This is a genomic window from Bacillus cereus group sp. BfR-BA-01381, from assembly GCF_022663555.1.
GTDB classification, from domain to species: Bacteria; Bacillota; Bacilli; order Bacillales; family Bacillaceae_G; genus Bacillus_A; species Bacillus_A pacificus.
In genome coordinates, this window is sequence record NZ_JAKUFR010000007.1 from 49,608 (window position 1) to 74,139 (window position 24,532).

A 24,532-nucleotide genomic window follows, 5' to 3' on the forward strand; every position below is an offset into this window, starting at 1 on the left:
GATTAATTTAATTATATATTACTCGAAAACCTATATAAACTATTACGTTAAAAACAGTTTCTTTTAATTAAAACTTTAATAATGAATGTAAACGATCCGGATAATTCGTAAACATCCCGTCAACTCCCCATAATAGTAACTTTTTCATGTCTGCTTCATTATCTACAGTAAATGGATGAACTTCTAATCCTTGTTTCTTTATTTTCTTTACGTAAGCTGAATCAATATATTTATAGTTCATTCCAAGACCAATGCAATATGTTTTATACTTTTTTATCTCTAATTCAGTTAATTGAACTGCCTTCTTATAGGATAATAATTGCACCAGGGGTATATTAACATTTAAATTATGAATTTTTTGCAGACTTTCTTCACTAAATGATTGAATAATAACTTTATCCTGTATTTCATAGTGATTAATAATTTCTAATAACTTTTCTTCCATTCCTGGATATTCATCAGGTGATTTGGTTTCAATATAATAGTTCGCGTCATGCCCAAACACTTCAATTACTTCTTCGAGTGTTGGAACTTTAGCATTTTCATATTCTTTCTTTGCTAAATTTGGATACTTTTTATTGTAAGTAGAGCCTGCATTTAGTTGCTTTATTTCTTCTAATGTATGTTCCTTGACTAGTCCTGTACCATTTGTAGTACGATTTAATGTTTCATCATGCATAGCTACTAAATATCCGTCTTTTGTCATTTGGAGATCTATTTCTATATAATCGCCTTTTAATTGTTGTCCCAATTTATACGCAGCAATTGTATGTTCCGGTGCATACGCCGAAGCCCCTCTATGTGCAATGTTTTTTATATGATTCGATTGATTAATAGCTTTTGTGTACTTACGTTCATTTACTTTATGAAAAACAAAAGTACCTATTACTATAAAGATGCAAAGTATTGTAACGATATATATCTTTTTCATAATGATGTATTAACTCCTACATGAAAGCAATTTGGCTTGGATAATTTATTCAAATAAATGTCGATTTTCAAATACAGTCATTTGTCCAACAGATTGAAAACCAGCCTTTTTATAAATATTAATCCCATCAGGTGAAGCTTGTAATACGCATTGAGCAACGTTTAATTCCTTTGCTTCTTGCAGCAAGTAATGAAACATAGTAGAACCAAATCCTTTTCCTCTCATTTCTTCTTTCGTTGCTATATCATAAATACCAATACTATCTTTTGTACACACTAATGAACCAACCGATACGACTTCATTTTTATAAAACCCTAAGTACAGTTTCATATTTTCACTATTCCATAAATGGAAAGAAGTAGTTTGATTGTAGAATGCTTGTACATATATACCTTCCTCTGATGTACCAAATAGACTAGCTAACGCTTTTCCAAACTTTTTAATTTGTTCTGATGAAGATGCTTTTTGTATCGTAAAACCTTCTGGCAAGTTTGTTGTTGGATGTATTGTATGTAAGTTTGCTACCATCGCGATATTTTGTTCTGTTTCTTTTAATCCAAGCTTTATTATAATTCATTCTTTATAGTATCCTCTAGCTTCTCGTCCCAAAACCAAACACTCATTGGATATTTCTTTTGATTATAGTATGCTACCTCCTTATATAATTTCTCGATATCTTCCGTTACATTATTGTTTAGTAAAGTAATGATATTAAATGTATCTGCAGGTAAACCACAGTCGACAGCAATGTAATCCTTCGTTTCTTTTACATTCATTCCCTGTGCCTGCCGTGCAATATATGAAGTTTTATATGTAAAATTATCTATTAGTAACTGTTTAAAATTCATTCATTTTTCTCCTTTCATAATATTTGTAATCGAATACTTCAGTATTAAATATAACATATAAGAAATGTACCTATTTCTATAAAAATATCTCTTTACATCACTCTTTGCGCCCTAAAAGAATAAAAAACGATATAAAGTTGTCGGAATGAAAAAAGTGGTATATAATAAATATTAACATTACTAGTAATTATTTTAGGTATTCCTAGAATAAAGGAGCGATACATATGAAAATTACTATTTATTTCGGAAGTCATGAAGATCAAGATGTTCGTACTATGGACTGTCATTTAGATGTAGAAGATACAGAAGAGATTGTTTCTGTGTCATAATATAAATTGTATGGATGAACCCTCTTCCCTACAGCGTTTAAGGCACCTTTTGCAGGTGTCTTTTTTGTTGTTTTTTTCTTCAAAAACCCTTTACTTTAGAGCGTTTTAATAGTAAAATATAAACATACGAACAAACGTTCTTTTTAAACTTACTTGTACATGAAGGGATGATTTTTACAATGGCTCAAGCAAAGCGCAGAGGAAGAAAAAAGCAAACACCTATTATTTCAAATACAGGCTTTATCGGCTCTGTCTTTATTGATACATTGGAGTTACAAAAGAAATCCTATTATTTCGCTCGTAAAAAACTTCAAATTGTTCATCACGTATTAGATGGTCTCTCTGGAGCAACAAGTTCTTTATTTAAAGAACATAATATTTCAGCATATATGTCATGTGTATATTTACATAAACAAAAGAAAATCGGCTTTGTTCTTTCAACGAAACCATTTGAACAAAGTGACGGTGTTGCTTATTTTGTAAATTATTTAATCGAAAAGAATTTTTACGGTAATCATGACGAAGACGTAGAATATCAAGAAGTATTTAATACAGGTTTTATCGGTGTAGTATTCGCCGATTTATGTAGTATAGATCGCTTTAATTTCGAGTTTGAAATGGGTATGTTAACGAAATTAATGAAAGATATGATTATTCCGGTTAAAGAACTCTTTTTACGCCACAATGTACCGGCATACATTTCCACTTCTCATCTAGAGGAACAAAACAAATTAGGTTTCGTTCTATCTGTAAAACCATATGATGAACGTGCAGAAGCAGATTTATATTTTGAAGCGTATTTAAAAGAACGCGGGTTATTTATTGGTGATGAAGAAGATGATATTGATAAGATTGTTATTAGAAAAACAGCTGAATTACGATAGACAAGCGCAGGATTATCATCCTGCGCTTTTTCGATATTATTTAATTACGTTCAACACTATACCCTTTTGAATGAATTTCTAAATTCAATTTATTTGAGTAAGCCTGATTCAAAATAAGAAATACGATCCCTCCTCCAATTGGAAGCGTGTAGGCTGGAATATGATTTAATAATAGACCTGATAATGCCAGTGCTATCGGCTGCATCATTTTACCTATGCTTAATCCAATACTAAGCACTCTGCCCCTATATTCATCTGGAATCTCTCTTTGCATAAAATAAATTAAAGGGATATCAATTAATGCTATCATTAGCCCTAAAAAGAACATAATAACGCAATACGTAATAACGAATACAAAATCATTCACTTCGAAGCTTTTGAATAAAACTGGAATCCCTGAAATAATCATAATAACTGACAACATAGAACTTAGCTTTTTCAAAAGATAGGAGTAAGAAAAACGATCAGTTATCTTTTTTACTACCATTGCACCAATTATCATCCCTACTGGAAAAGTCCCTTGAATCATACCAAATTGTTTAGAGCTAAGATTGAGAACTGTATTAATAATGTAGGGCAATGGAACAGTTACAGCAAACCCTAAGAAGAAATTAAGTGAAATTAAAATACAAAACGTATTTTTTAAGCTTTCCCGCTCCATTAAGTAAGAGTATCCCTCCTTTATATCTTTAATAAATTTAATTTCTCTAATTGAACATTCCTCATTTATGTATTGCTCACATAATTTAAAGTTTATAAACAATATGGATATAGCCGAAAGGATAAATGAAATACCATTAATAATTATAAAAGTTTTCATATCAAAGACTGCAAAAACAATGCCTCCTAACATAGGTCCTAGAATTAAAGATATAGAGTCGATAATTTTACTTATAGAGTTAAGACTCATTAGTCTCTCTTTAGAGACGATATTTGGTTTTGCAGCCTCTAACCCTATTCCAAAAAATGTTGTAAATACTGTCATAAGAAAGGTTGTAGTATAAATAATAAATAAGTTTAATCCATAATGGCTACTTAATATATATACAGCTATTAATAAGCAGCCACTTAGTAAATCCATACAAACGATGAGTTTCTTTTTATCAACCTTATCAGCAATTACACCGGCAAATGGATTCATAACAATCATTGGAATTGTTCCTAATATGAGCGTAATCGCGAAATTTAACGCTGATCCGGTTATTTGTAAAACATACAATCCTAATGCAAAACTATAAATAGAGCTACCGAATAGTGATACTGTTTTTGCGATTGAATATAAAAAAACATTTCTTAGTTCCAGGTTTCTTTTTTTATTTTCCATATGTAATCGTAAACTTGCCATAACTTTTCCCCCTGCCTAATTTTGTGTTACGTACATTGTAAGTTCTCGGGTCAACCCAATCGCAATATGTACGATTTGAAAAGTTTGAAGGGAAAATAAATAAAAGATGGGGTTAACCCCATCTTTTTCCGAAAAATGAATATGTATAAATTTCTTCTCCTTGAACAAAGAAATCCTCGTATTTTCCGCCCCGTTCCAAATAATTTGACGTTCGTTCATCAATGGATTGAAACCTTAGATTATGAATTTCTTTCATTACTTTTGAAAGTTTAAAATTCTCTCGAAATCTAGTTGTAATTTGGCTATTTATACTGAATTTATTAAATAAAATAAATGAGCTTAATAAATAACAATCGTGTTTAAAAAGCGAATTTAATTCGTGTAATAAAAAAGCCTCATGTTCAAAACTATAATTACTTGTACCAGACTGATCAATTACAATATCAACAGAATCTTTTTGAATAGGGATATTTAAAAAATCAGCACAGATAAATAAAATGTTTCTTTTAGGATTTCTTTTTTCAATTACATCTTTTAAAAATAAAAGTTTATTCAAATCTCGATCAACAGCAATATATAAACAATCTTCCGGTAGTTCTTCATAACTATTCCGTAAAAAGAATCCGAGGCCGGATCCTAAATCAAGTAGTATCTTATTATTTAAATCTAGCTGCATTAGTTTCTTTTTCGCCCATTCTCCTCCCTTCTGTATATTTTCTAAAAAAGCAGTATCCGTTTCATGAATATAATCCGAAATAGTATCATCAAGTGACGTCAGCTCATTTGCTTTAAATAATTTACCCGCAGTTATAATTCCTGAAGTAATAATATATTCTTCACCACAATCACAAATTAACTTCCCCTCAGTAATTTGATTGTTAGTAATAATTCCATCTTGAAGAATTAATTTTTCGCTACACTTAGAACATGTAAGTAAATGTAGTACACTTAAATCTATCCCTATAATTGAATTAGAAGTTTCGTTTGTTAATAATAAATCATGTAACACTTCCTTTAATTTGTCCCGTTTCTTCTTCAAAAGTTCTATTTCCTGTTCCATCTTGTCAAATTTCAGTTTAAATAAAGATTGGTAAAAGGTATCTTTTTCGTAATTCATAGATTTCGCTAAATTTTTATAAAAAAATAGTTCTTTAATTTCATTCAAACTAAATCCTAAATCTTTGTAATGTAAAATGAGTTCTAAATCTGTTTGACAATACTCATCAAAAAAATAGTGCCCTCCCTTTTTTTCAGGAATAATGAGACTAAGATCCATATAATGTCTAATTGTATCAATACTTAAGTTATTTACTTCTCCAAACTTACCGATTTTCATAATATCCCTACCATCGAAATATTCTCTTATATAGATTTCTATTTTTAGCTTTAAAAATCCTTTCACCTTTTTTATTAACATTATTTATGAAATGAACAAATGGTATTATTTATATTGTTGCGCCTAATAATGTAACATGCAATTTTTGGTTTTGTGCATGTCAAATTATGAGTATCAAAATTATTAAACCTCAATAGATTTATTACTTTCTACTTAATGAAATGTACCTATAAACGGACAGTATAGCATTGGTTTATTGAAATTGGAGTAGGATTACCGTAGAAGCTTACATAGGGGGAGCGTCAGAGAAATGCGGATTTACAACGATAAGGGAATTCCGCATTAAAAAGCCCAACTTCTCTGCAAGTCAAAATAGAGAAATTGAGCTTTTTAGTTATTTCATTCATTCATTTATTTATTTATTTATTTATTGAATTCATTAACTGGAAGAAGTATTCAGGTTTATGAGTCTTATTTAGGTTATACCATGAATGTATTGCATCTGGTGTAAATACATCTATTTTTTTCAGTACCTCCATTGCAAATTCCAGAGGAGCTATTCCTGACGCAGTAACTAAATTCTCATCAGATACTGCAGATTCCAACTCATAGAACTTTTCTCCTTTATAGTTAGGGCATACCATTTTAGTATATTCTAAGTTATTACTTGTATGTTTTCTAGTATCCAAGTATCCCATATTCGCGAGGGCATCAGTTGCACCACAAATTGCAGCAACAATAGTGCCAAGCTTTAAAGCTTGGTCGATTCTTTCCAAGATAGGTTGATGAATTTCTTCACTCCAAGTAGTCCCTCCTGGTAAAATTAAAAGATCTTTACTCTCAAAAGTACATTCATCAAGGGAAATATCTGGTTTTATGCTCAGTCCTCCCATAGTAGTAATCATTTCTTTATTAGCTCCTACTGTAATTACTTTTAAAGGTGCTAAATCTTTTTTAAAATATCTTCCTGAGTTTAGTTCAGCAATTAAATATCCATATTCCCAGTCTGACATTGTATTAAATACATATAGAAAAGCTTTTTTTGTTTGCATCCAATAACACTCCAATCACAATTTATACAGCTATTATAATATAACTTCCCTGACAGTTAACGTCAGGGAAGTTATCATACTTGATGAAATTTTATTAATTCCGACAGAACTTCAATAAGTCTATTTTTAAGACTTATTGGCTCGATAACTTTAATAGATTTATTGTACGGTAAAAGTAAATAAGGTACATATTTATGTATCATATCTTTTTCAAGAAGAAAAACTGCTTGATTTGAAGTTCGTTCTTGTAAATAATGTCCTAAAAACCAATGTTGGCAAATATCAGCTAATACACTTTTATCCCCATTAATAACCAAAGAAATAATACTTTCCTTATCTTCTATAGTTGGAAGAAGACTTTTTATAAAAAAGTCACTTGCTGAAAAATTTTCTGGCTGGTTAAACTTATTTTCAGTCAGCGTTAGACTTTCAATTCGATCTACTCTAAAACTACGGATATCATTCCTAAGATGACACAATCCAATCACATACCACTTATTATTCCAATAGATAATTCTGTATGGATTGACCAATCTATAATTTAATTGCTTTTCGCCACTTTTATGGTAAAGAATTTTTATTGAGTACCCGTCAGCTACAGCCTGCTCCAACTCCTTCAAAAAAGTTTCTATAGAGAGTGAAGTTAATCGGCTTATTACTTCAAGACTAGTTAAATGTTGGTTTATTTTTGTTTCCTGCTCTTGATTTGAGTATTTACTTAGTTTTGAAATGGCCCTATTTAATGCTTCACCCCCATAATATCCGGCTTCTTCTGCAAAAACAGCAGCATGAAATAGTGAAGTTTGCTCCTCAAAATCAAAAAAAAGAGGAGCCTCAATAAAATTGTTCAATAAAGTGTATCCGCCGTTATGTCCTGGTTCTGAAATTATAGGTACGCCACTAGTTGAAATTGTATCAATATAACGATACACAGTCCTTATATTTATCTCTAACTTTTCTGAAATTTGTTTCGCAGTAATTTTTTTACCTGAACGAAGCATCCATAGAATTGCTAGCATATTGTCAATTTTAGGCATATAATTCCACCCCTATATGAAATTTATTTTCTATTATATATTTCTGATTTTGGGTATAACTCATTAACTGTTCCTTTCCGATAGCTTTCTAATATAATGAGGACCTAGACACATTTGTAATTTCACAAATGTAATTTACAGTCCCATCTCCCTCTTTATAGAGCTTTACTACATAAAGTTGAACCAATCGGACTTTAATGGGCAGTTGATCCCCCGCCTAACTTCTTTGCTTTCTCTGAATTTTGAGGTGGGGGTCTTACTGCCCATTAAAGTGGGATAAATGGTACTGCAAGCGTAACTAGTTTCTTTACTTTCATATTAACCTTTCCCTTAAAACTAAAAAGATATATCTTTTGTATAATATTGGTTAAATTTGGATGGATGAATATTATTCTATATTGAAAAAATAAATACGTCAAAATTATTTTACGGAAATTATAAAAATCATATTATATATAGATTAGTAAGCTAATGATACAATGCCCCCTAAAAACGTGTTTCTATCTGTGGATTTATAAGAAAGGATGACTTTTTTATTTCTATTGGTATGTGTGATAAATTACACCTATTTCCTTGAGAATATTAAAAATCCTCATCCACAATACCTTACGAGTTATTGCTACAGATTTTGGTTTTGTACAAAAAAATTGATAGAACCCAAGAAAAAAATTTTATATCTTTTTATATTTAGAGAAGTTAAAAAATCACTACACCTCCTTCATATACGTGTAATATACAGGGATTTATAACTTGATATAGAACATAAAAAGGAGAAGTTTATATTGTAAACAAAGGGACGTATATATGGAGTTAGAATGAGTTGTTAAAACATTTTTTTATTAGAAGATTAAATTGGCACTGTTAATAACAGTAATGGAGGATTAGAAAATGAAAATTGCAATAGTCTGTTTCGATAACTTTACTGATATTGATGTTTTCCTACCATGGGATTTATTAAATCGTGTACGTTTAGTTGGCGGTATTTCTGATTGGGATGTCCAGCTTTTAGGAACGGAAAAAACTCATATATCCATGTCTGGCTTACGTATTCCCATGACAGCAAGTATATCTGATCTTCCTTCTGCTGACGCTGTAATATTTGCAAGCGGTAAAGGTGTGCAAGATTTATATAAAAACCAAGAATATATTAATAGCATTCATGTAGATCCTCAAAGACAATTAATAGGATCTATGTGTTCTGGTTCACTACTATTAGGAGCTAAAAAATTGCTCACTGGCAAAAAAGCAACTACATATCCATCCGCAGTAGAACAGCTTAAAGAATTTGGCGTAGAGGTTATTGAAAAAAGTTTCGTAAACGAAGGAAATATATCGACTGCTGCAGGTTGTTTCGCTGCTCAAGAACTCTCAGCTTGGATTATAAGGACCCTGCTTAATGAAGAAATGGTTGATATTGTATTAGAAACTGTTCAGCCAGTAGGAAAAGGTTTATATTTTTAATTTCAAATCAAGTCAAGGAATTGTGGTTGCTCTCCAAAACGATAAAATGAGCTTTTTTGATTAATGCCGACGTAATATGCCTCCGATTCCAATTTAATTAAATAAAAAACCCGCGAATCATTCACGGGTTTTCTTCTTAATAACTAATTGCTATTGTACCTTCACCTGCATGTACCGCAAATGAAATTGGTAATGGATATAGTTTGAAATCCATTTCCGGGAATGCTTGTCTAATATCTGCAATCCATTCTTCAGCTCCAGGTTTATCGTTAGCATGGAACATGTGAAGTACTTTTGGTAATTCTTTTTCAAGTTCATTTTTAATGTATTCTCGACATTTTTGGATTTTGCGAACTTTCTTTTCAAGTAAAAGCTCGCCACCTTTTACTTCTAATATTAAGTTAACACTTAATAAACTTCCAAGTAAAAATTGAACTCCCTTTACACGTCCACTTGCGTAAAGACCCTTTAAACTTTTCGGGAATACGTGGAAAGGTCTTCTTTTTTCATCTACTAATGTTTTGTGTATATCTTGTAAAGTCATACCATCATTGTATAACGATTTCGCTTTTCTAATTAGTTCATCCATTGGATAACTTGTTGTTTCGCTATCTAATACCGTTAATGGGAAACCTGCCATTTCTGCAGCTAACTTCATGTTTTGATAGGTTCCACTTACTTTTCCGCTAATAGCAACTGCAAATCCCTCTTCATATTCTTCTTTGCATTTCGAAAATAACTCTACCATTTCCCCTATGTTAGGTTGTGATGTAGTGACAGTTTTACCTTCGTTTAAAGCATTATAAACGCGCTCACGCACACCTTCTTCACAATCTTTATACGACACACCATCAATAATAACTTCAATTGGGATAACAAAGTTATCTCCTTCTGTTGTAAAACTCGCAGTTGTACTATCAGTAATCCAAGCAACACGCTTCATGTTGTTCCTCCCTTAATTCAATTCCTCTTTTCTAATTTTTCTATATATTTATGTTATGAAAAGAGAATATCCCTGTAATAGTAACAGGACTTTATTGTTTTGGCTATAGTAGATAGATGATAAATGTGAATATTTCTTGTCTTTTTCACAAATTAAAAAGAAAATCAAGAAATTTGCTCGATTTTCTTTTTCTCATACATTATTTAAAAGTTTCATTATCTAAAATCACAACATAATCATTCGTCAAGCGACCTGCTTCTTTCGTATAACTAACAAGTCTTTGTATGTTATCACAGCTAAGTTTTGCACCCCATACGAGTAGTGGTACACCAATAAAGTCAATATGAAATCTTCTAGAAAACAGACCGCCAAAAGTCATTGGTAAAGGTACAGTTGGTGATGTATTAGAAAAAACGATCTTTTCATGACTTTGATAATGTTTTTGCAAAATTTCTCCTAAATGCTTCATCGCAGGTACAACGACTTTAGATGCCCCGCACCCAATTGTATATACAGGATTACCATTTTCATCTATTCCATGAAAAATAATTTTCCCCATATCTTCGGTTTTCAATTTATTAAAGTAATCTACATTTAATATTTCTTCTTTCGTTAACTTACGGTCAGTTGGCAATTTATTCAAATGATAAGCTGCAGCGAGTGCAGTTGAATGTGTTCCGCCGAAATCAGTGTAAATGAATATCATATGATCATCCCTTGTTATAAAAGTTCAATGTTATTTAGTATTACCGTTCACAGCATTGTTAAACAAGGGATAAATGTATTTACACTTTTTGTATTAACTCATTATATTTTTTCCAAATATAATATCGTCTACTTATTACCGTACCTAATGTGATACATAAAAAGGCATTCGTTACAACCATTAATGTGGAATGTGTACTACCTGAAAACATACTTTGCTTAATTACAATTTTCGCACCTAAAATAACAAGAAGAATCATTGTGCTTAACCAATTTCCTTTTCGTAATACATGACCCGTTTCACTATCTAATCGAAATGTTAAAACTTTTCCCCGTATAATTCCAAGACCTAAGCCAATTCCAAGCGTTGCAACAAATAGTAGTCCTTGCAGCAAAGTTATTTGTCCCATATGAATAATGGACTGGATTGTTACAAAGCCCAACAAAACTGGAACAAGCCAAATGCGATTTTTTTGACTTTTCGCTCTTTCCCTTGCAGCAAAACAATAATAAGAATAACAAGTACAATATCCATTTAAAGTCCTCCTATATAGTTGTTTGCCTTTAAAAATTATATTCTCTTCTTTTCATTTCATAATTGAAATACGATAGCTACTTTTAATTGTATGATGTGGAATTTGATTTCCCATCAGTCTGAAGCATTATTTTTAAAAATAAAAAGACGTACTTTTTACCCGTACGTCTTTAGTACCTTTATTTATAAAATAAAGGTTTTCTAGTCAACTAAAATGTTTTTCAAAACAAAAACAATCATGAACTCGTTTAAATTGTTTTCTTATGTCTTCTTTATTTTCACCTGTATAATGAGCAAATGTTTGAACCGGATATAACTGATCAATATTACTTTTCATTACGCCTTTTATCTCGTCTGTATGATCGCTATATACGTGTAAATACGAATCTACGTTTACAAATCCGTTCTTTTCATACCATCCATGTACCCATAGGTTGTCCCTAGTCCATGCTTCCAGGCGATTTAGGTTAAATTCTTTCGCTAACTTTTCTGCCTCATTTAATAGTTGATTACCAATTTTCATTCTACGGAAATCCGGATGAACTGCAATATGCCAAATCATGCCGCCAAGACCTGTCCCTCTTGAACATACCGTACGTTCTTCTAATTCATATTCAATATCTATTAAACCCACAATTTGATTTTCGTATACAGCTACTAATTCAATTGCAGGATTTTCATATTTTTCTTTCTCTCTAAATACGTTATCGTAATATGCTGTATCTAAAAAAGATAACACACGGCAACGTACCCAACCGGTTTCATCAGATTTTTTATATGCTCTAATCTTAATATCCATGTAATCTAAAAGCTCCCTCTATATTTTTATTAATTTTTTAACTCCTACTTCGTTGCTTTAGACATATAATCAATTGAACAATCTAAATCTAGATATAATAATTTCCTGTGCTACATCCTTTGTATTAATCATACTTGTCACCGTCATATACAGAAGAGATTCTTCCACCTAATTATTATTCAATATATAGATGGAAGAATCCTCTAGTGATGTATACTAATTGAAAAATGGAAGAAAAAATTATTTGGAATCTAATGATTCAGCATGATATACCTTGGATTTTGAAGGTAATAAAGTAAATACACACAATATAATAGTTATAAGTAACATTACCAATGATCCTACAATAACTACAAGTTGTATAGAAATAAATTGAGTTGCAACTCCGAATAGAATCGTAATCAAAATGGTTATGCCGGCAATTACTAGTCCATATATACTTCCAATCCGTCCCATTATGTGAACGGGAACATTGTTTTGATAAAAGGTATAATATCCTGTATTTGCATATGCCATAGAGAAAGATAAAATAAGAAATCCGATAGCAGCCATTACGAACCCATTTGAAAAAGCATAAATTAAATAACCAATTGCAATGAATAATGATCCTATTCCAATTAAAAATGAAGGCGCTAATTTTTTAGATAAAATTGTATTTGTTATAGCTCCTAAAATAATTCCAGCCCCGCCGGCACTAACTAAAAATCCATATTCACTATCTGTTAACAATAGAATTTCTTTAGCAAATGACAATTCAAGCGAATCATTTGCGGTAGCTAAAACCATCATCCCTTGAAATAAGAAGTACACAAAAACGATATACAAAGATTTTTTACTAAAATTTAAAACGATGTTCCAATCTTTTTTTAGTACAGCTAAAGATAACTTGTCATTTGATGTATGCATATCGGATTTTTTATCAAGATTAGGTAATAGCAATGTAATTACTCCTGATAAGAGAAACGCTATAGCATTTATATATATTGCAAATTCTGGTGTACTTGCTATTAACAATACTCCCGCTATCGCTGGACCAATTAAAAATGCACCAGATCCTATTAAACTACGCAATGAGTTGAAACGTTGTCTTTTCTCAACTGGAATTAATTTAGTCATATATGTCATAGCAGTTGGCTCGTAAATTGCATTAGCCATACTAATAAAGAATACGAATACATAAACCATCCAAAGTGATGGAAGTAAAGGTAAAATAGCGATAAATACCGCACGATATATATCGAGGTGAATCATTAATTTTCGTTTATTTAAACGATCAATCATACTCCCTGACCAAGCGTTTGTTAATAAAGCGGCTAATGGTTTAATTACATATAAAGTAGCAACAGCTAGGGCTGAGCCACCCATATTATAGACAAGTACGTTTAGTGCTATTAAGTAAATCCATGCCCCTAAATTTGCAATACCAACTCCGGACAGTAATAATAAAGGATATTTCCAATCGTTAAGTAAGTTTTTCATTTTCGGCCCCGCTTTCCAAATTATTTTTAACCAATAAAAAAATCCCACCCCCAAGACTTTAGTCTTAGGGACGAGATTTATCATCGCGGTGCCACCCTAGTTTGTTAATATGTCACCATATTAACCTTATCAGGTACTGCATTTTGATTCATGCTTATACCATAGCTCTATAACGGGAGCTCCCGTCACACCACCCTCTATTAATAGATTCCGATGCGCTGCTCAGAGGCTTGGTTCAATAAAGAATTTTTACTCCTTTTCAGCTAAATGGAGCTCTCTGTGAAAAATTCATCTTATTTACTCTTCTCTTCACTGCATTTGATTTTTCCATATTATCACAATTTATTTTAACTGTAAATAAAAAATAATCAGATATTTATAGTTGGGTCATTTTTGCTTTTCGACCAATTCGGCATACGAAACGCATTAGCTTTTTATGAAGATAAGGAAATAAAGTGAAGAATACATCCATTGTTTTTTTTAACGGCATTGGACATATAACTAATTTATTTTTATGAATAGCTTTCAGTGCAATTTCAGCAAACTTGTCTGCTGAAATCGGCTTATTTGTTTTTAGTTGTTTTATAATTTGGTCCTTATTCATATTAATTGCAATTGATTTTTCAAATATGGGTGTATCTACAAAAGTTGGACAAAGTACACTTACATTTACACCATATTCTTCTGCCTCATAATGTAATGAAGTGGTTAAACCGACGATAGCATGTTTTGTTGTTGCGTACGCGGTACAAAGTGGAGCAGGTCCTAAACCTGTTGCAGACGCAGTATTAATGATATGACCAAATCCTTGTTTTTTCATGAATTGGTAAGCCAATTGTGTCCCGTAAATTACTCCTAATAAGTTTATTTCAATAATATGTTTCCAATTATCTAAAGACATATCGAATACTTCTCCATACATAGCAATTCCTGCATTATTAAACATATAATCAATTCTACCAAACTCATTAACTATTTTTATAATAAGTTCCTCTACGGATCCAGCGTTAGTAACATCTAAATATTCGAACCTAGCTAGTTGATTATTATTTTTTATATTATTCACAAGCTCTTGACCACTTGTTTCATTAATATCTGCGATAATTACAAATATATCTTTATTTGCTAATTGAATAGCTAAAGCTTTACCGATACCAGAAGCTCCGCCAGTTACAATCGCGACTCTTTGTTCATCCATATAAAAAACCTCCTGTTGTTAATACATATAATGAAAACGGACTAGTGTAAAGATTTGAACAATCGTTCTAATTCGCTTGTAATGCTACGCATGTTTGTTTGAAATAGAGAGTAAAAAAATCGTAATGGCTTCATTAAATAAAACTTCTAATTTCTCTGTTTCAAATGAATGAATGAATTGACATAATCCACCTAGCCATGAACCTAATAAAAGACTTGAATCCTCAACATTTTCTATATAAAATTCACCACTTTGTATACCTTCATCCAAAATGTTTTGATATGTTTTTAAAGGGATAACAGCTAAACCATAGAGTTGTTGAATTGTAGAAGGATTCGCGCTCGGATCAGAAGCAAGTTCTTGTCCTGCTCTTAATAATGGCGTTTTGTAATTATAAAGTACAAATTTAGCTATCCCATATAATTTCCCAGTAGCGTTTGTATACTGTTTTTCTGCTATTTCCCATTTATTGTGCCAATTTCTCATACTGTCTTTAGCTAAATAAACAAATAATTCTTCTTTATTTTTATAATGGTAATATATATGTCCTTTACTATAACCAGAGGCTTTTGCAATGTTATCAATTGAAGTTCTTGTATATCCTTTTAAGGAAAATAATTCTGTCGCCTTCTCTGCTATTATTTCTTTGGCTAAATCGCTATCGTATCGTCTTTTATTCAATGTAGACTCCTTCCGTCGTTTAATACAAAAAAATTGAACAATCGTTCTAATTTCAATATATGTAAGTTTTTTTGTTTTAGTAACTGTTAAGTTTCTTATTTATTACTTTTTATAAAAATTACGGTGCGTGAAATTACTAAACTCTATAAAAAAAGAGCCTATTGTATATAGACCCTTCACATTGCTTGAATTAATTTGTATTTGCCTCTGCTAACGGTTGTAACGGTGGTTCTAATTTTAGTTCTAATGCATCGCCTTCTTGTATAGCTTGTCCTTTTTCAATACTTTGATTTGTTACATATCCCGTACCTGAAGTTTTTAAATCTAATTTTAATAGTTTAGAAAAATACATAACATCACGCATTGACCAACCTTGTAAATTGGGCATTGTTGCGTTGTTTCCTAATAAAAATATACGATCACCTTCACTCATTACTTCACCAGACTGCGGATATTGTTTTTTTATTTTTCCTTCTCCTAAAATTATCGGTTGGAGTTTCTCTTTTTTCACATTATTCTCTACCGTATCTATTGATTGATTCACATAGTTTTGCACTTTTAATTGGGATTTTTTCGTTGCATCGGCCATTTGTTGTTCTGTATATGGTTTCACCTTTAAATATTCAAGACTATTTTTCACAACTGGTTTAAATATTTCAGCGAGTGGCTGGGCTCCATATTCATCTCCCTTTAACTTTGGCTGCTTAATAGCTAAATATATAATTAACTCTGGGTCATCAATTGGAGCCATACCTAAAAATGAAAAAATATAATTTTCTTTTCCTTCCATATATCGTCCATTTTCAGGATTCGGAATTTGGGCTGTTCCTGTCTTGCCTCCTATTGGGTAACCATCGACTTTATACATTGTACCTGTACCTTTTGAAGACGTAATAACACGCTCCATTAAGTCTCTTACCTTGTCCGCAGTCTCTTTTTTTATCGGATTGCCAACTTCTTTCGGTTGATTTTCCATAATAACTTGCTTGTTTGTTGGATTTACAACTTTGTCAACAATATATGGTTGCATCATTTTCCCGTCATTTGCTATAGCCGTAGCAGCTTGGATTAATTGAATTGGAGTTACTGTAGAACCTTGTCCGAAAGAAGTTGTTACTTGTTGAATTTGTGTATTTAATAGTAAAGTATTTTTACTTTCACCAGGTAAATCTATTCCCGTTTTTTGGTTAAAACCAAATTTATTCATATATTGCTTAAATTTATTTGGTTTTAATAACTGATCTTCTAAAATAGAAAAAGCTACGTTTGATGACCTTTCAAAACCTTCATCAAATGTTATAGATCCCCATCCAAACCCACCATTATGATCTTTTATATCCGCTGAACCTACTGAATACTTGCCGGATTGAAAATATTCTTTCCCGTTATATACACCTTCATTGATTGCAGCAGCTAACGTAAATACTTTCATCGTTGAACCTGGTTCATATGCATTTGCGATTGGATCATTTAAAAAGTATTCAATATCCCCTTTATTAGGGTTAAAACTAGGTTTACTAGACATAGCTAAAACTTTCCCAGTCTTTGGATCCGCTATAATACCTACTAACATAGAAGGATCATAGTGCTCTTGCGCCTTATTCATCGCTTCTTCTAAAAAACTATTAATTTGTTTATCAAGCGTAAGATATACGTTATTTCCATGTTTAGCGGGTTCTATTTTTCCTATATCATTTGTAAGCGGGATACCTCCTCGTGCTCCCACATATTCTATATTCCCATTTATCGAGCGCAAATATTTATCTAAACTTTTTTCAAGTCCAAACTTCCCTTCTGTATTTCCTTTATCGTCTGGTCTAGCAAAACCAAGTATATAAGATGCAAAATCTTCATTTGGATACACTCTTGCTTTCTCAGGCATAAAAGAAACACCCGGGATTTTCAATTTTTTAATTTGTTCTTTCTTTTCCCTAGACAAATTCCGGCCAACTTTTCCGATTTCAACTTGCGTACGCCCCTCATGGAAATTTTTTAATACGTCCTCTTTATCAATTTCAAGCACAGTAGCTAATTGCTCTGCAGTTTCATCTTTATTCTTCACTTTGTCATTACCTTTCAAATTCACAACAACACGATACGTTGTTGAATCTTGAACGAGCACTTTTCCAGTTTGATCATAAATCGTGCCACGATTCGCTTCCAAAACACCATTTTTATTATGTTGTTCATTTGCTAAATCCTTTACATCCACATTATGCACGACTCCTACTGCTTGAATATAGAAAAAACGCAAAAGCATAATAAGAAACAAAACAATAAAAGCAATCATAAAATACCGCGCGCCTTTATTCGTTTGAAGTTTATGCATATTTCGCTCCTTTCTTTCACCATGAATTACTACAAAGATGTGCTACAAAATATGTAGTTTTTACTTTCACTACTATATGTTTCGAACATTTCCTTTCAATTCCTTTAAAACAGTCTGAAAGTAGTTATTGTTTCTGTTTCTATTTTTTTATCTATTTATATTACGGTGTGTGAAATTTACGAATATTCCGTCATGAGATGGTTGATTTATTATAAATTACAAATTTCATAAAGACTTTTAATGCTAACTCAGTATTATTTTGTCACTCTTTTAATACATATGGCCCTTATCTTGTGCACAATAAAAAGTTCCCCTCTGGATTTCCAAAGGAGAACTTTCAAACAAACCTACAAATAGTTATTTATAAAATTAAGCTAAATGATTATATTTCGCTAAAAAAGGAATACGTTTCGCTACCAACGCGTACGTTTTAAATACAAATTTCGCTATCGGCTCAAACGTACGTGTACTTTGCACTACTAAGCCACTTGTGATAAATGTTAAGAAAGCAGCACCCAGTATATCTAAAGGATAATGAACACCTACGTACATACGTGAAACACCGACTAATACTGCCCAAATAAGAGCGACATATTTAAGTTTTTCTCCTCTAAGCAAAAATACAAATGCAATAGAAAATACAAGTACTGAATGATCACTAACAAATGATGAGTCTGCTGCATGTGGCACTAATTGATGTACATCATGTGATACAAACGGACGTGGATGGTAATATACCGCATGTATCACAACATTTACTAGTAATGCGATAATGACTGAAAGTGTCGTATATAACACTGTGTATTGTTTTTTTATTGCATTAACTTTCTTTCCATTATTAAACCATAAGATAAGCATAAATAAAATCGCTACATATGCAGCACTATTTGTAATAGCGATCATTAGCGAATCTAATAGTTTGGACGATCCAGCAAAATTATTAAACCATTGAAATACTGTGTAATTCATAATACTCTCTCCTTGCATAAAAGCTTTCTTGATCTACACAGTATATAACATCAATATGAAAATGGGCTGAAACTTTTCTCATCAAATTCTCATTTTACTATCACTTATTTGACAATATTAAGACTAATTATAACGGCCAATTATGTATAAAGCTGAAAAACCTTTAAAACAATATGAATCATATGCTTTTTATGTGTAGAATACATAACATAGTTACTTAAATATACTTGTTGCAAAATCATATTTTTAATACATACGAAGTGCAATATTACCGAATTGTTCGCCTTGTTCCATACGTCTTAACGCTTGAGTCGCTTCTTCCAACGAATACACTTTATCCATAATTGGTTTAATCTTATATTTCTCTATAAACTTAATCATCTCATTAAATTCTTCACGGCTCCCCATAGATGTCCCCATAATATCAATTTGATTATAGAATAACGCTCGTAAAGGCAATTCAATGTTATCTCCTGAGCTTGCACCAAAATTAACAATTCTCCCATTTTGTTTTAATACATCAAAATATTTTAAGAATGTTGCTGGCCCTATACTATCAATTATTAAATCTACTTTTTCTCCGCACAAACTCTCTTCCCAATTTCCAGAACTATTAAAGGAAAAGTCTGCGCCATATGTTTCGGCAAGCTTCCTTTTGTTCTCTACCCTTGAAGTAACACTTACTTTTGTGCCAATTGCTTTTGCAAATAACATAGCAAACGTCGCTACACCGCCGCCTATCCCCGGAATTAAAACATGTTCGCCACGCTTTAATCTACCCTTTGTGAAAAGCGCTCTATATGCAGTTAGTGCCGATAAAGATAAAACACCAGACTCTTCCCATGTAAGATATGACGGTTTTGCCACTACATTTTCAGCGGGCACTATCACATATTCAGCAAACGTTCCATCTTTCGGCCCACCTAACACTTCTGGTAACTCGGGTATTTCAGCAATATGATCCCATCCAATACTAGGATTAATTATAACCTCATTTTGCAATAAAGTCCTTGAAACACCTTCTCCAATTTCCGTAATAATACCTGCACCATCTGATCCTAGAACTAATGGTACTTGCATTTCTTTTCTATTATTCATTATAAATAAATCTCGATGATTTAATCCTGCTGATTTTAATTTTACTTTCACTTCTCCAGCGCTAGGATTTCTCTCAGGTAATACTTTATATTCTACCCCTTCAAATCCTGCTTTATATTGTTGTACGATAGCTTTCATTTTTATTCCCCCTTAATAATTCTAATGTACTAGAAAGTTCGAAATAAACAAAGTAATTTGACTATAAAAAAGAAGGAATGTAAAAACATCCCTTCTTTTCAATGTATTAAAGTGAAACGGTAGGCAGTATAATCGTAACGATTGTTCCTTCACCTTCTTTACTCTCTATTCGAATAGTTCCGTTGTATTTCTCTACAAGTCGTTTTGCGATAGACAAACCTAGACCGTTTCCACCTTGTTTTCGACTTCTTGCTTTGTCCACTCGATAAAAACGGTTAAGAACAAAAGGCAAATCACCTTCAGGTATTCCCGCTCCATGATCTATAATACGAATGTTAACTTTTCCTGACTGCACACTAGATTCAATACAAATATATCGATTATCTTCTTTTGTATACTTCACTGCGTTATCCATTACGATAATAAGAATTTGTTCTAAGTAAGATGAGGGTATTGAGACAAATGCTGCTTTCCCATCGAATTTCATATCAAATTGAAATTCTGTTTGAAGTACAGCAAAGTTTTGTGTAACTTGTTTTAATATACTATTTACATGGACTGGCTCAGCTGCAATTAGATGCATTTGTTCTGATTCAGCTCTTGATAGTTCTAGCAATTCTAAAACTAACTTATTTAAACGATCGACTTCTTTTAAACTAGATTGAAGCGATTTATCTAAAACTGCCGGATCATTTTTTCCCCACCGATTTAACATCGATAAGTGCCCTTGAATAATTGTTAATGGCGTTCTTAACTCATGAGATGCGTCTTCTACAAACTGTTTCTGTTGTGTAAAAGAAGTTTCTACTTCGTCCATCATTTCGTTAAAAAGAAACGATAATTTTGCAAGTTCATCATTATTTTCACGTACTGGAACCCGTTCATTTAGCCCATTTTTCTTAATACGCTCCATCGTATTTGTTATATTTTGAATATTTGATAATAGCTTTTTCGTGATTAGTACCCCACCTAAAAAACTAAGGATTAATCCACATATTCCGGCAATAATCATTACCACTAAAATAATTTTTAATAAATGATCAAAAGCCTCTAAGTTTTTCGTAAGTTCAATCGTGCCAGTAAACTCTTTTGTTTGAATTGGTATACGTTTAACTAATATGCGATCTTCAACATGTCTTTTTATAAATGATTCATCTTGTAAAACTTGTTTTGGCTTTATCCATGTCTCATTAAAATCTCGCGAAACAGTAACAATTGGTTTTCCATCAATGCCGATAACACGAATCATTTGATGCTTATCAATCATATTATTTAAGAAATCTTTACTGCTTTCAAACGTTTTAATCGAAAGGGTATCACTTTTATCTTGGTAATATGCCGCTATTTCTGTCACTTGCCTATTTATTTGTTTCTGTTCATAATCTATAGTCCACCTATTAATTACAATAAACTGCAAAGCGCTATATAAAATGAATAGAAGAAATACTAGTGTAGTGGACCAAAGTGTTAATTTCCACTTTATAGGTAGATTTCGAATTCGATGCACAATATTTTTAATCATTTCATTATATATCCAGCACCGCGGACCGTTTGGATATATTCCTCCTTATCTACACTATGTAACTTGTTACGTAAATAACGAACGTATACATCAACGATATTCGTCTCAACCATTGCATCATATCCCCATACTTGATCCAATAAAACATCACGGGTAAGTACTCTATTAATATTTTTCATAAACATAAGCAAAAGTTCAAATTCTTTATTTGTAAGTTCGATTTCTTCATTTCCTTTTGTAATAGTTCGAGATTCAATCTGGAGCTGTAAATCTTTGAACGTAAGAGATGAAACATGCTTGTTTTCTATATGTTCTTCCCGTCTAAATATAACCCTCATACGTGCCAACAGCTCTTCAATTGCAAATGGTTTCGGAAGATAATCATCGGCTCCGCTATCTAATCCTGTCACGCGATCCATAATACTATCGCGTGCAGTTAGCATAATAATTGGTGTATTTTTAGTTGCCCTTAATCTACGACACACTTCTATTCCATTTAATCCTGGTAGCATTAAATCCAGTAGAATAAGGTCATAATTTGTTTCAAGTGCAGCTTCTAAACCCTTCCGCCCATCAAACTGTATATCGACTTTATATCCTTCATACTTTAGTTCTAACTCTAAAAAATCAGCTAAACTTTCTTCATCTTCAATGATTAATATGTGTTGCAACAGCAATGCCCCCTATACAGTTAAATGAATCAGTAATCCTACTCCAAATATAATTGCAATAATTTGATGTGCTTTTCTATACAATATCAAGTTTGTTTTTTTATTATGTTTCTGTAAGAAAAGTCCAATGACACCTAGTATGATTAAAATGAAAAGGGAGAATATACCACTATAAAATATAAGTATATGTCGACTTCCTTTTAATAAAAAATAACCACCGTGAGTAATTGATACAGCTAATACAGTATATCCAATGAATACGTGAAATTTTTTAATGAACAAATATAAGTCTTTTATCAATTTAACCCCAATTATATTTTTCTTTTTAAAAAATAACCATACATGACGTAAAAACCATAATGATGCAGCTAAAATCGTCCCATATTCACCGAAAGAACCTAATTTCTTATTTAACGCTTTCACATTTAATACGTTGCCGTAAATTACATTAATAAGTAACAATGCTACACTACAAAAAATAATAGTAAAGCCTATAATTTTTACAAATAAATGAAAAGATTTATGTTTTAGTAGCTTTTCCATTTCATTTAAGCTCCTTTCTTAAAAAGTTTCTGTAACCAGCAGAATATCAAATAAAAAAGAAAGGAACATGAGAACAAGATTAAAATAAAATGAGAATTTCAAGATCACTTAAATTGTTTAGCTTCCTTTATTATTTTTTGAATAAACGGTGCTTTTGCATTTGTATAAGAAACACGATCAAAAGGATATGTAGCTGCAAGTCTCTCTTTTAGTTCTCTATATTCTTTACGTGCCCATTCATGCTTTATTAGAAAGTCCCGAAATAAAAGATTGTTTTTCCATTCGTCACTATTATAAATATAAACATGTAAATGATGAGTACCCGCTCTCCATTTTCCCTTTCTAAAAAAACGCCAATTAGGTGTTTCTTTTGGAACGTACTCATATCCAATTTTTAATAAATCTTCAATCCACTTTTCGATAATTTGCAAATCTGTTACGCCAATCATCATATCAATTAAAGGTTTCGCTCCTAACCCTTGTACAGATGTGCTCCCTATATGTTCAATAGCAATACAATCTCCTCCGAATAAAGAAATAAATTTTTCCTTTTCTTTTAAATACTCTTCATGCCACTCTTTTTCATACGATTTAATAACGATTTGTTGTTCCATTTTATTCATACTCCTATAAGTATTCATCATTATATTTATAAAATTTCATGTGATTAACATAGGATTTTTACAAAATATGTCGAATACTGAAATATACAACTTAATTATAATAAATGCGAGGTATATTATGGAAGCTAAACCAGTTGAAATTCAGTTAAATCAAATAACATTCCAATTAAAAGAACATCATAATTTTGATTGGCTCTTGAAATTAGGAACCGTATTTGCAGTTTTTGACCAGCAAGATTCAGGTAATATAAGTTTTGGTGTTGAAAAAAATGGCCATAAAAAATTCATTAAATACGCAGGGGCACAAACAATTGCATACGAAGGAACAATAAACGACGCTATTGAACGGTTAAAAAATTCAGTTTCCCTATATGAGGAATTAAAGCATAACTCGCTTATAAAACTAATTGAACATTTTCCAGTTCAATCTGGATATGTATTAATTTTCGATTGGTTTGATGGCGAATGTCTTCATTCGCACTGGAGTTTCCCGCCTCCTGAGAAATATAAAAATCCAAACTCTCCATTTTATAAATTTAAGCATTTACCTGTTAGAAAACGAGTTCAATCCTTAAATTCCATTTTTTCTTTCCATACATATGTCGAAAAGAAAAACTATGTAGCGATAGATTTTTATGATGGTAGTATTATGTATAATTTTAATACAAATGAAACGAAAATTTGTGATATTGATTTATATTCTAAAAAACCATACGTAAATAAAATGGGAAGATTATGGGGTTCCTCACGCTTTATGTCTCCTGAAGAATTCGAGCTAAACGCTATGATTGATGCGAGAACAAATGTATTTAATATGGGTGCAATGGCTTTCGCAATTTTAGGTGGTGGAAAAGATCGCTCCTTTACAAAATGGGAAGCAAGTAGGGATTTATATGAAATAGCGTATCGTGCTGTAAATGAAAACCGAATGGAACGATATGTATCGGTTGAAACATTTTATGAAGAGTGGCTAAACATGGCTAATACTGAAAAAATATAAACTTATATTATTAAAAGCAAAAAGTTTCTACTATAATCATGTATAATATATATGAAATGGAAATTCAAAATAACGA

General features: G+C 31.7%; 21 protein-coding genes, 3 pseudogenes and 1 other annotated feature. Of the genes and pseudogenes, 3 read left to right on the plus strand and 21 right to left on the minus strand.

Annotated features, from left to right (window positions below; translation table 11 throughout):
- Positions 1 to 67: 67 nt before the first annotated feature.
- Together MR079_RS04055 and MR079_RS04060 are read right to left on the minus strand one after the other, a co-directional pair.
- Entirely contained in the window at positions 68 to 931 is an 864-nt protein-coding gene (locus MR079_RS04055; protein ID WP_242293571.1) for a glycerophosphodiester phosphodiesterase, read from the minus strand.
- A 45-nt stretch (positions 932 to 976) separates the two neighbouring features.
- Positions 977 to 1,779: pseudogene (locus MR079_RS04060) on the minus strand (GNAT family N-acetyltransferase).
- A gap of 496 nt (positions 1,780 to 2,275) precedes the next feature.
- Between MR079_RS04060 and MR079_RS04065 the strand changes: the two are divergent.
- Positions 2,276 to 2,992, plus strand: coding sequence for a hypothetical protein (locus MR079_RS04065; protein WP_002021581.1), 717 nt, complete (start codon positions 2,276 to 2,278; stop codon positions 2,990 to 2,992).
- A 40-nt stretch (positions 2,993 to 3,032) separates the two neighbouring features.
- On the opposite strand, the gene MR079_RS04070 is transcribed toward MR079_RS04065, so the two are convergent.
- From MR079_RS04070 to MR079_RS04090, 5 genes and pseudogenes are all read right to left on the minus strand, one after another.
- Entirely contained in the window at positions 3,033 to 4,337 is a 1,305-nt protein-coding gene (locus MR079_RS04070; protein WP_242293572.1) for an MFS transporter, read from the minus strand.
- A gap of 112 nt (positions 4,338 to 4,449) precedes the next feature.
- Positions 4,450 to 5,673 (minus strand): methyltransferase domain-containing protein, encoded by a 1,224-nt coding sequence (locus MR079_RS04075; RefSeq protein WP_242293573.1) that lies wholly within the window; start codon positions 5,671 to 5,673, stop codon positions 4,450 to 4,452.
- Positions 5,674 to 6,092: 419 nt separating this feature from the next.
- On the minus strand, positions 6,093 to 6,725 hold the full coding sequence (locus MR079_RS04080; protein ID WP_242293574.1) for a type 1 glutamine amidotransferase family protein: 633 nt from the start codon (positions 6,723 to 6,725) through the stop codon (positions 6,093 to 6,095).
- Positions 6,726 to 6,799: 74 nt separating this feature from the next.
- Positions 6,800 to 7,762 (minus strand): helix-turn-helix transcriptional regulator, encoded by a 963-nt coding sequence (locus MR079_RS04085; protein WP_242293575.1) that lies wholly within the window; start codon positions 7,760 to 7,762, stop codon positions 6,800 to 6,802.
- Positions 7,763 to 7,825: 63 nt separating this feature from the next.
- Positions 7,826 to 7,937, minus strand: a pseudogene (locus tag MR079_RS04090) (helix-turn-helix domain-containing protein); the annotation flags it as partial.
- 713 nt (positions 7,938 to 8,650) lie between these two features.
- Here MR079_RS04090 and MR079_RS04095 point away from each other — a divergent pair.
- The gene (locus tag MR079_RS04095; RefSeq protein WP_242293576.1) at positions 8,651 to 9,223 is read left to right on the plus strand and encodes a DJ-1/PfpI family protein; all 573 of its coding nucleotides are present in this window, start codon (positions 8,651 to 8,653) and stop codon (positions 9,221 to 9,223) included.
- A 136-nt stretch (positions 9,224 to 9,359) separates the two neighbouring features.
- On the opposite strand, the gene MR079_RS04100 is transcribed toward MR079_RS04095, so the two are convergent.
- The 14 genes and pseudogenes from MR079_RS04100 to MR079_RS04165 all read right to left on the minus strand — a co-directional run bounded on the left by MR079_RS04100 (position 9,360) and on the right by MR079_RS04165 (position 23,447).
- Entirely contained in the window at positions 9,360 to 10,166 is an 807-nt protein-coding gene (locus tag MR079_RS04100) for a DegV family protein (protein ID WP_000831949.1), read from the minus strand.
- Positions 10,167 to 10,365: 199 nt separating this feature from the next.
- On the minus strand, positions 10,366 to 10,872 hold the full coding sequence (locus MR079_RS04105) for a DUF3189 family protein (protein ID WP_016717602.1): 507 nt from the start codon (positions 10,870 to 10,872) through the stop codon (positions 10,366 to 10,368).
- A 79-nt stretch (positions 10,873 to 10,951) separates the two neighbouring features.
- Positions 10,952 to 11,406, minus strand: a pseudogene (locus tag MR079_RS04110) (CcdC protein domain-containing protein).
- 205 nt (positions 11,407 to 11,611) lie between these two features.
- Positions 11,612 to 12,205, minus strand: coding sequence for a GNAT family N-acetyltransferase (locus tag MR079_RS04115; protein ID WP_242293577.1), 594 nt, complete (start codon positions 12,203 to 12,205; stop codon positions 11,612 to 11,614).
- Between the two features lie 240 nt (positions 12,206 to 12,445).
- A complete protein-coding gene (locus tag MR079_RS04120) occupies positions 12,446 to 13,684 on the minus strand; it encodes an MFS transporter (RefSeq protein ID WP_242293578.1) in 1,239 nt (412 codons plus the stop codon).
- A 63-nt stretch (positions 13,685 to 13,747) separates the two neighbouring features.
- Positions 13,748 to 14,006: a binding site (T-box leader), on the minus strand.
- A 54-nt stretch (positions 14,007 to 14,060) separates the two neighbouring features.
- Positions 14,061 to 14,882, minus strand: a complete 822-nt coding sequence (locus MR079_RS04125; RefSeq protein WP_000344381.1) for an SDR family NAD(P)-dependent oxidoreductase — start codon at positions 14,880 to 14,882, stop codon at positions 14,061 to 14,063.
- Between the two features lie 84 nt (positions 14,883 to 14,966).
- Positions 14,967 to 15,563 carry a TetR/AcrR family transcriptional regulator gene (locus tag MR079_RS04130; RefSeq protein ID WP_139865716.1) on the minus strand — a complete coding sequence of 199 codons (597 nt, stop codon included), beginning with the start codon at positions 15,561 to 15,563 and terminating at the stop codon, positions 14,967 to 14,969.
- Positions 15,564 to 15,753: 190 nt separating this feature from the next.
- Complete coding sequence (locus tag MR079_RS04135) at positions 15,754 to 17,892, minus strand: penicillin-binding protein (protein WP_242293579.1); 2,139 nt, start codon at positions 17,890 to 17,892, stop codon at positions 15,754 to 15,756.
- 369 nt (positions 17,893 to 18,261) lie between these two features.
- Positions 18,262 to 18,861, minus strand: a complete 600-nt coding sequence (locus MR079_RS04140) for an undecaprenyl-diphosphatase (RefSeq protein ID WP_139865714.1) — start codon at positions 18,859 to 18,861, stop codon at positions 18,262 to 18,264.
- Positions 18,862 to 19,107: 246 nt separating this feature from the next.
- Positions 19,108 to 20,097, minus strand: a complete 990-nt coding sequence (locus MR079_RS04145; RefSeq protein ID WP_242293580.1) for a zinc-binding dehydrogenase — start codon at positions 20,095 to 20,097, stop codon at positions 19,108 to 19,110.
- A gap of 106 nt (positions 20,098 to 20,203) precedes the next feature.
- A complete protein-coding gene (locus MR079_RS04150; protein ID WP_242293581.1) occupies positions 20,204 to 21,619 on the minus strand; it encodes a HAMP domain-containing sensor histidine kinase in 1,416 nt (471 codons plus the stop codon).
- Positions 21,616 to 22,290 (minus strand): response regulator transcription factor, encoded by a 675-nt coding sequence (locus tag MR079_RS04155; RefSeq protein ID WP_242293582.1) that lies wholly within the window; start codon positions 22,288 to 22,290, stop codon positions 21,616 to 21,618. Before MR079_RS04155 ends, MR079_RS04150 begins: the two co-directional genes overlap by 4 nt.
- Positions 22,291 to 22,302: 12 nt before the next feature.
- Positions 22,303 to 22,833, minus strand: coding sequence for a hypothetical protein (locus MR079_RS04160; RefSeq protein WP_242293583.1), 531 nt, complete (start codon positions 22,831 to 22,833; stop codon positions 22,303 to 22,305).
- A 104-nt stretch (positions 22,834 to 22,937) separates the two neighbouring features.
- Positions 22,938 to 23,447 carry a GrpB family protein gene (locus MR079_RS04165; RefSeq protein ID WP_242293584.1) on the minus strand — a complete coding sequence of 170 codons (510 nt, stop codon included), beginning with the start codon at positions 23,445 to 23,447 and terminating at the stop codon, positions 22,938 to 22,940.
- A 127-nt stretch (positions 23,448 to 23,574) separates the two neighbouring features.
- On the opposite strand from MR079_RS04165, the gene MR079_RS04170 reads away from it, so the two are divergent.
- A complete protein-coding gene (locus MR079_RS04170; RefSeq protein WP_000387625.1) occupies positions 23,575 to 24,456 on the plus strand; it encodes a protein kinase family protein in 882 nt (293 codons plus the stop codon).
- The last annotated feature ends 76 nt before the right edge of the window (positions 24,457 to 24,532 follow it).

What these genes read in the sequence shown, in the direction of transcription:
- MR079_RS04055 (WP_242293571.1), bottom strand. Translation starts at nt 931, where the DNA reads ATGAAAAAGATATATATCGTTACAATACTTTGCATCTTTATAGTAATA.
- MR079_RS04065 (WP_002021581.1), top strand. Translation starts at nt 2,276, where the DNA reads ATGATTTTTACAATGGCTCAAGCAAAGCGCAGAGGAAGAAAAAAGCAA.
- MR079_RS04070 (WP_242293572.1), bottom strand. Translation starts at nt 4,337, where the DNA reads ATGGCAAGTTTACGATTACATATGGAAAATAAAAAAAGAAACCTGGAA.
- MR079_RS04075 (WP_242293573.1), bottom strand. Translation starts at nt 5,673, where the DNA reads ATGAAAATCGGTAAGTTTGGAGAAGTAAATAACTTAAGTATTGATACA.
- MR079_RS04080 (WP_242293574.1), bottom strand. Translation starts at nt 6,725, where the DNA reads ATGCAAACAAAAAAAGCTTTTCTATATGTATTTAATACAATGTCAGAC.
- MR079_RS04085 (WP_242293575.1), bottom strand. Translation starts at nt 7,762, where the DNA reads ATGCCTAAAATTGACAATATGCTAGCAATTCTATGGATGCTTCGTTCA.
- MR079_RS04095 (WP_242293576.1), top strand. Translation starts at nt 8,651, where the DNA reads ATGAAAATTGCAATAGTCTGTTTCGATAACTTTACTGATATTGATGTT.
- MR079_RS04100 (WP_000831949.1), bottom strand. Translation starts at nt 10,166, where the DNA reads ATGAAGCGTGTTGCTTGGATTACTGATAGTACAACTGCGAGTTTTACA.
- MR079_RS04105 (WP_016717602.1), bottom strand. Translation starts at nt 10,872, where the DNA reads ATGATATTCATTTACACTGATTTCGGCGGAACACATTCAACTGCACTC.
- MR079_RS04115 (WP_242293577.1), bottom strand. Translation starts at nt 12,205, where the DNA reads ATGGATATTAAGATTAGAGCATATAAAAAATCTGATGAAACCGGTTGG.
- MR079_RS04120 (WP_242293578.1), bottom strand. Translation starts at nt 13,684, where the DNA reads ATGAAAAACTTACTTAACGATTGGAAATATCCTTTATTATTACTGTCC.
- MR079_RS04125 (WP_000344381.1), bottom strand. Translation starts at nt 14,882, where the DNA reads ATGGATGAACAAAGAGTCGCGATTGTAACTGGCGGAGCTTCTGGTATC.
- MR079_RS04135 (WP_242293579.1), bottom strand. Translation starts at nt 17,892, where the DNA reads ATGCATAAACTTCAAACGAATAAAGGCGCGCGGTATTTTATGATTGCT.
- MR079_RS04140 (WP_139865714.1), bottom strand. Translation starts at nt 18,861, where the DNA reads ATGAATTACACAGTATTTCAATGGTTTAATAATTTTGCTGGATCGTCC.
- MR079_RS04145 (WP_242293580.1), bottom strand. Translation starts at nt 20,097, where the DNA reads ATGAAAGCTATCGTACAACAATATAAAGCAGGATTTGAAGGGGTAGAA.
- MR079_RS04150 (WP_242293581.1), bottom strand. Translation starts at nt 21,619, where the DNA reads ATGATTAAAAATATTGTGCATCGAATTCGAAATCTACCTATAAAGTGG.
- MR079_RS04160 (WP_242293583.1), bottom strand. Translation starts at nt 22,833, where the DNA reads ATGGAAAAGCTACTAAAACATAAATCTTTTCATTTATTTGTAAAAATT.
- MR079_RS04165 (WP_242293584.1), bottom strand. Translation starts at nt 23,447, where the DNA reads ATGGAACAACAAATCGTTATTAAATCGTATGAAAAAGAGTGGCATGAA.
- MR079_RS04170 (WP_000387625.1), top strand. Translation starts at nt 23,575, where the DNA reads ATGGAAGCTAAACCAGTTGAAATTCAGTTAAATCAAATAACATTCCAA.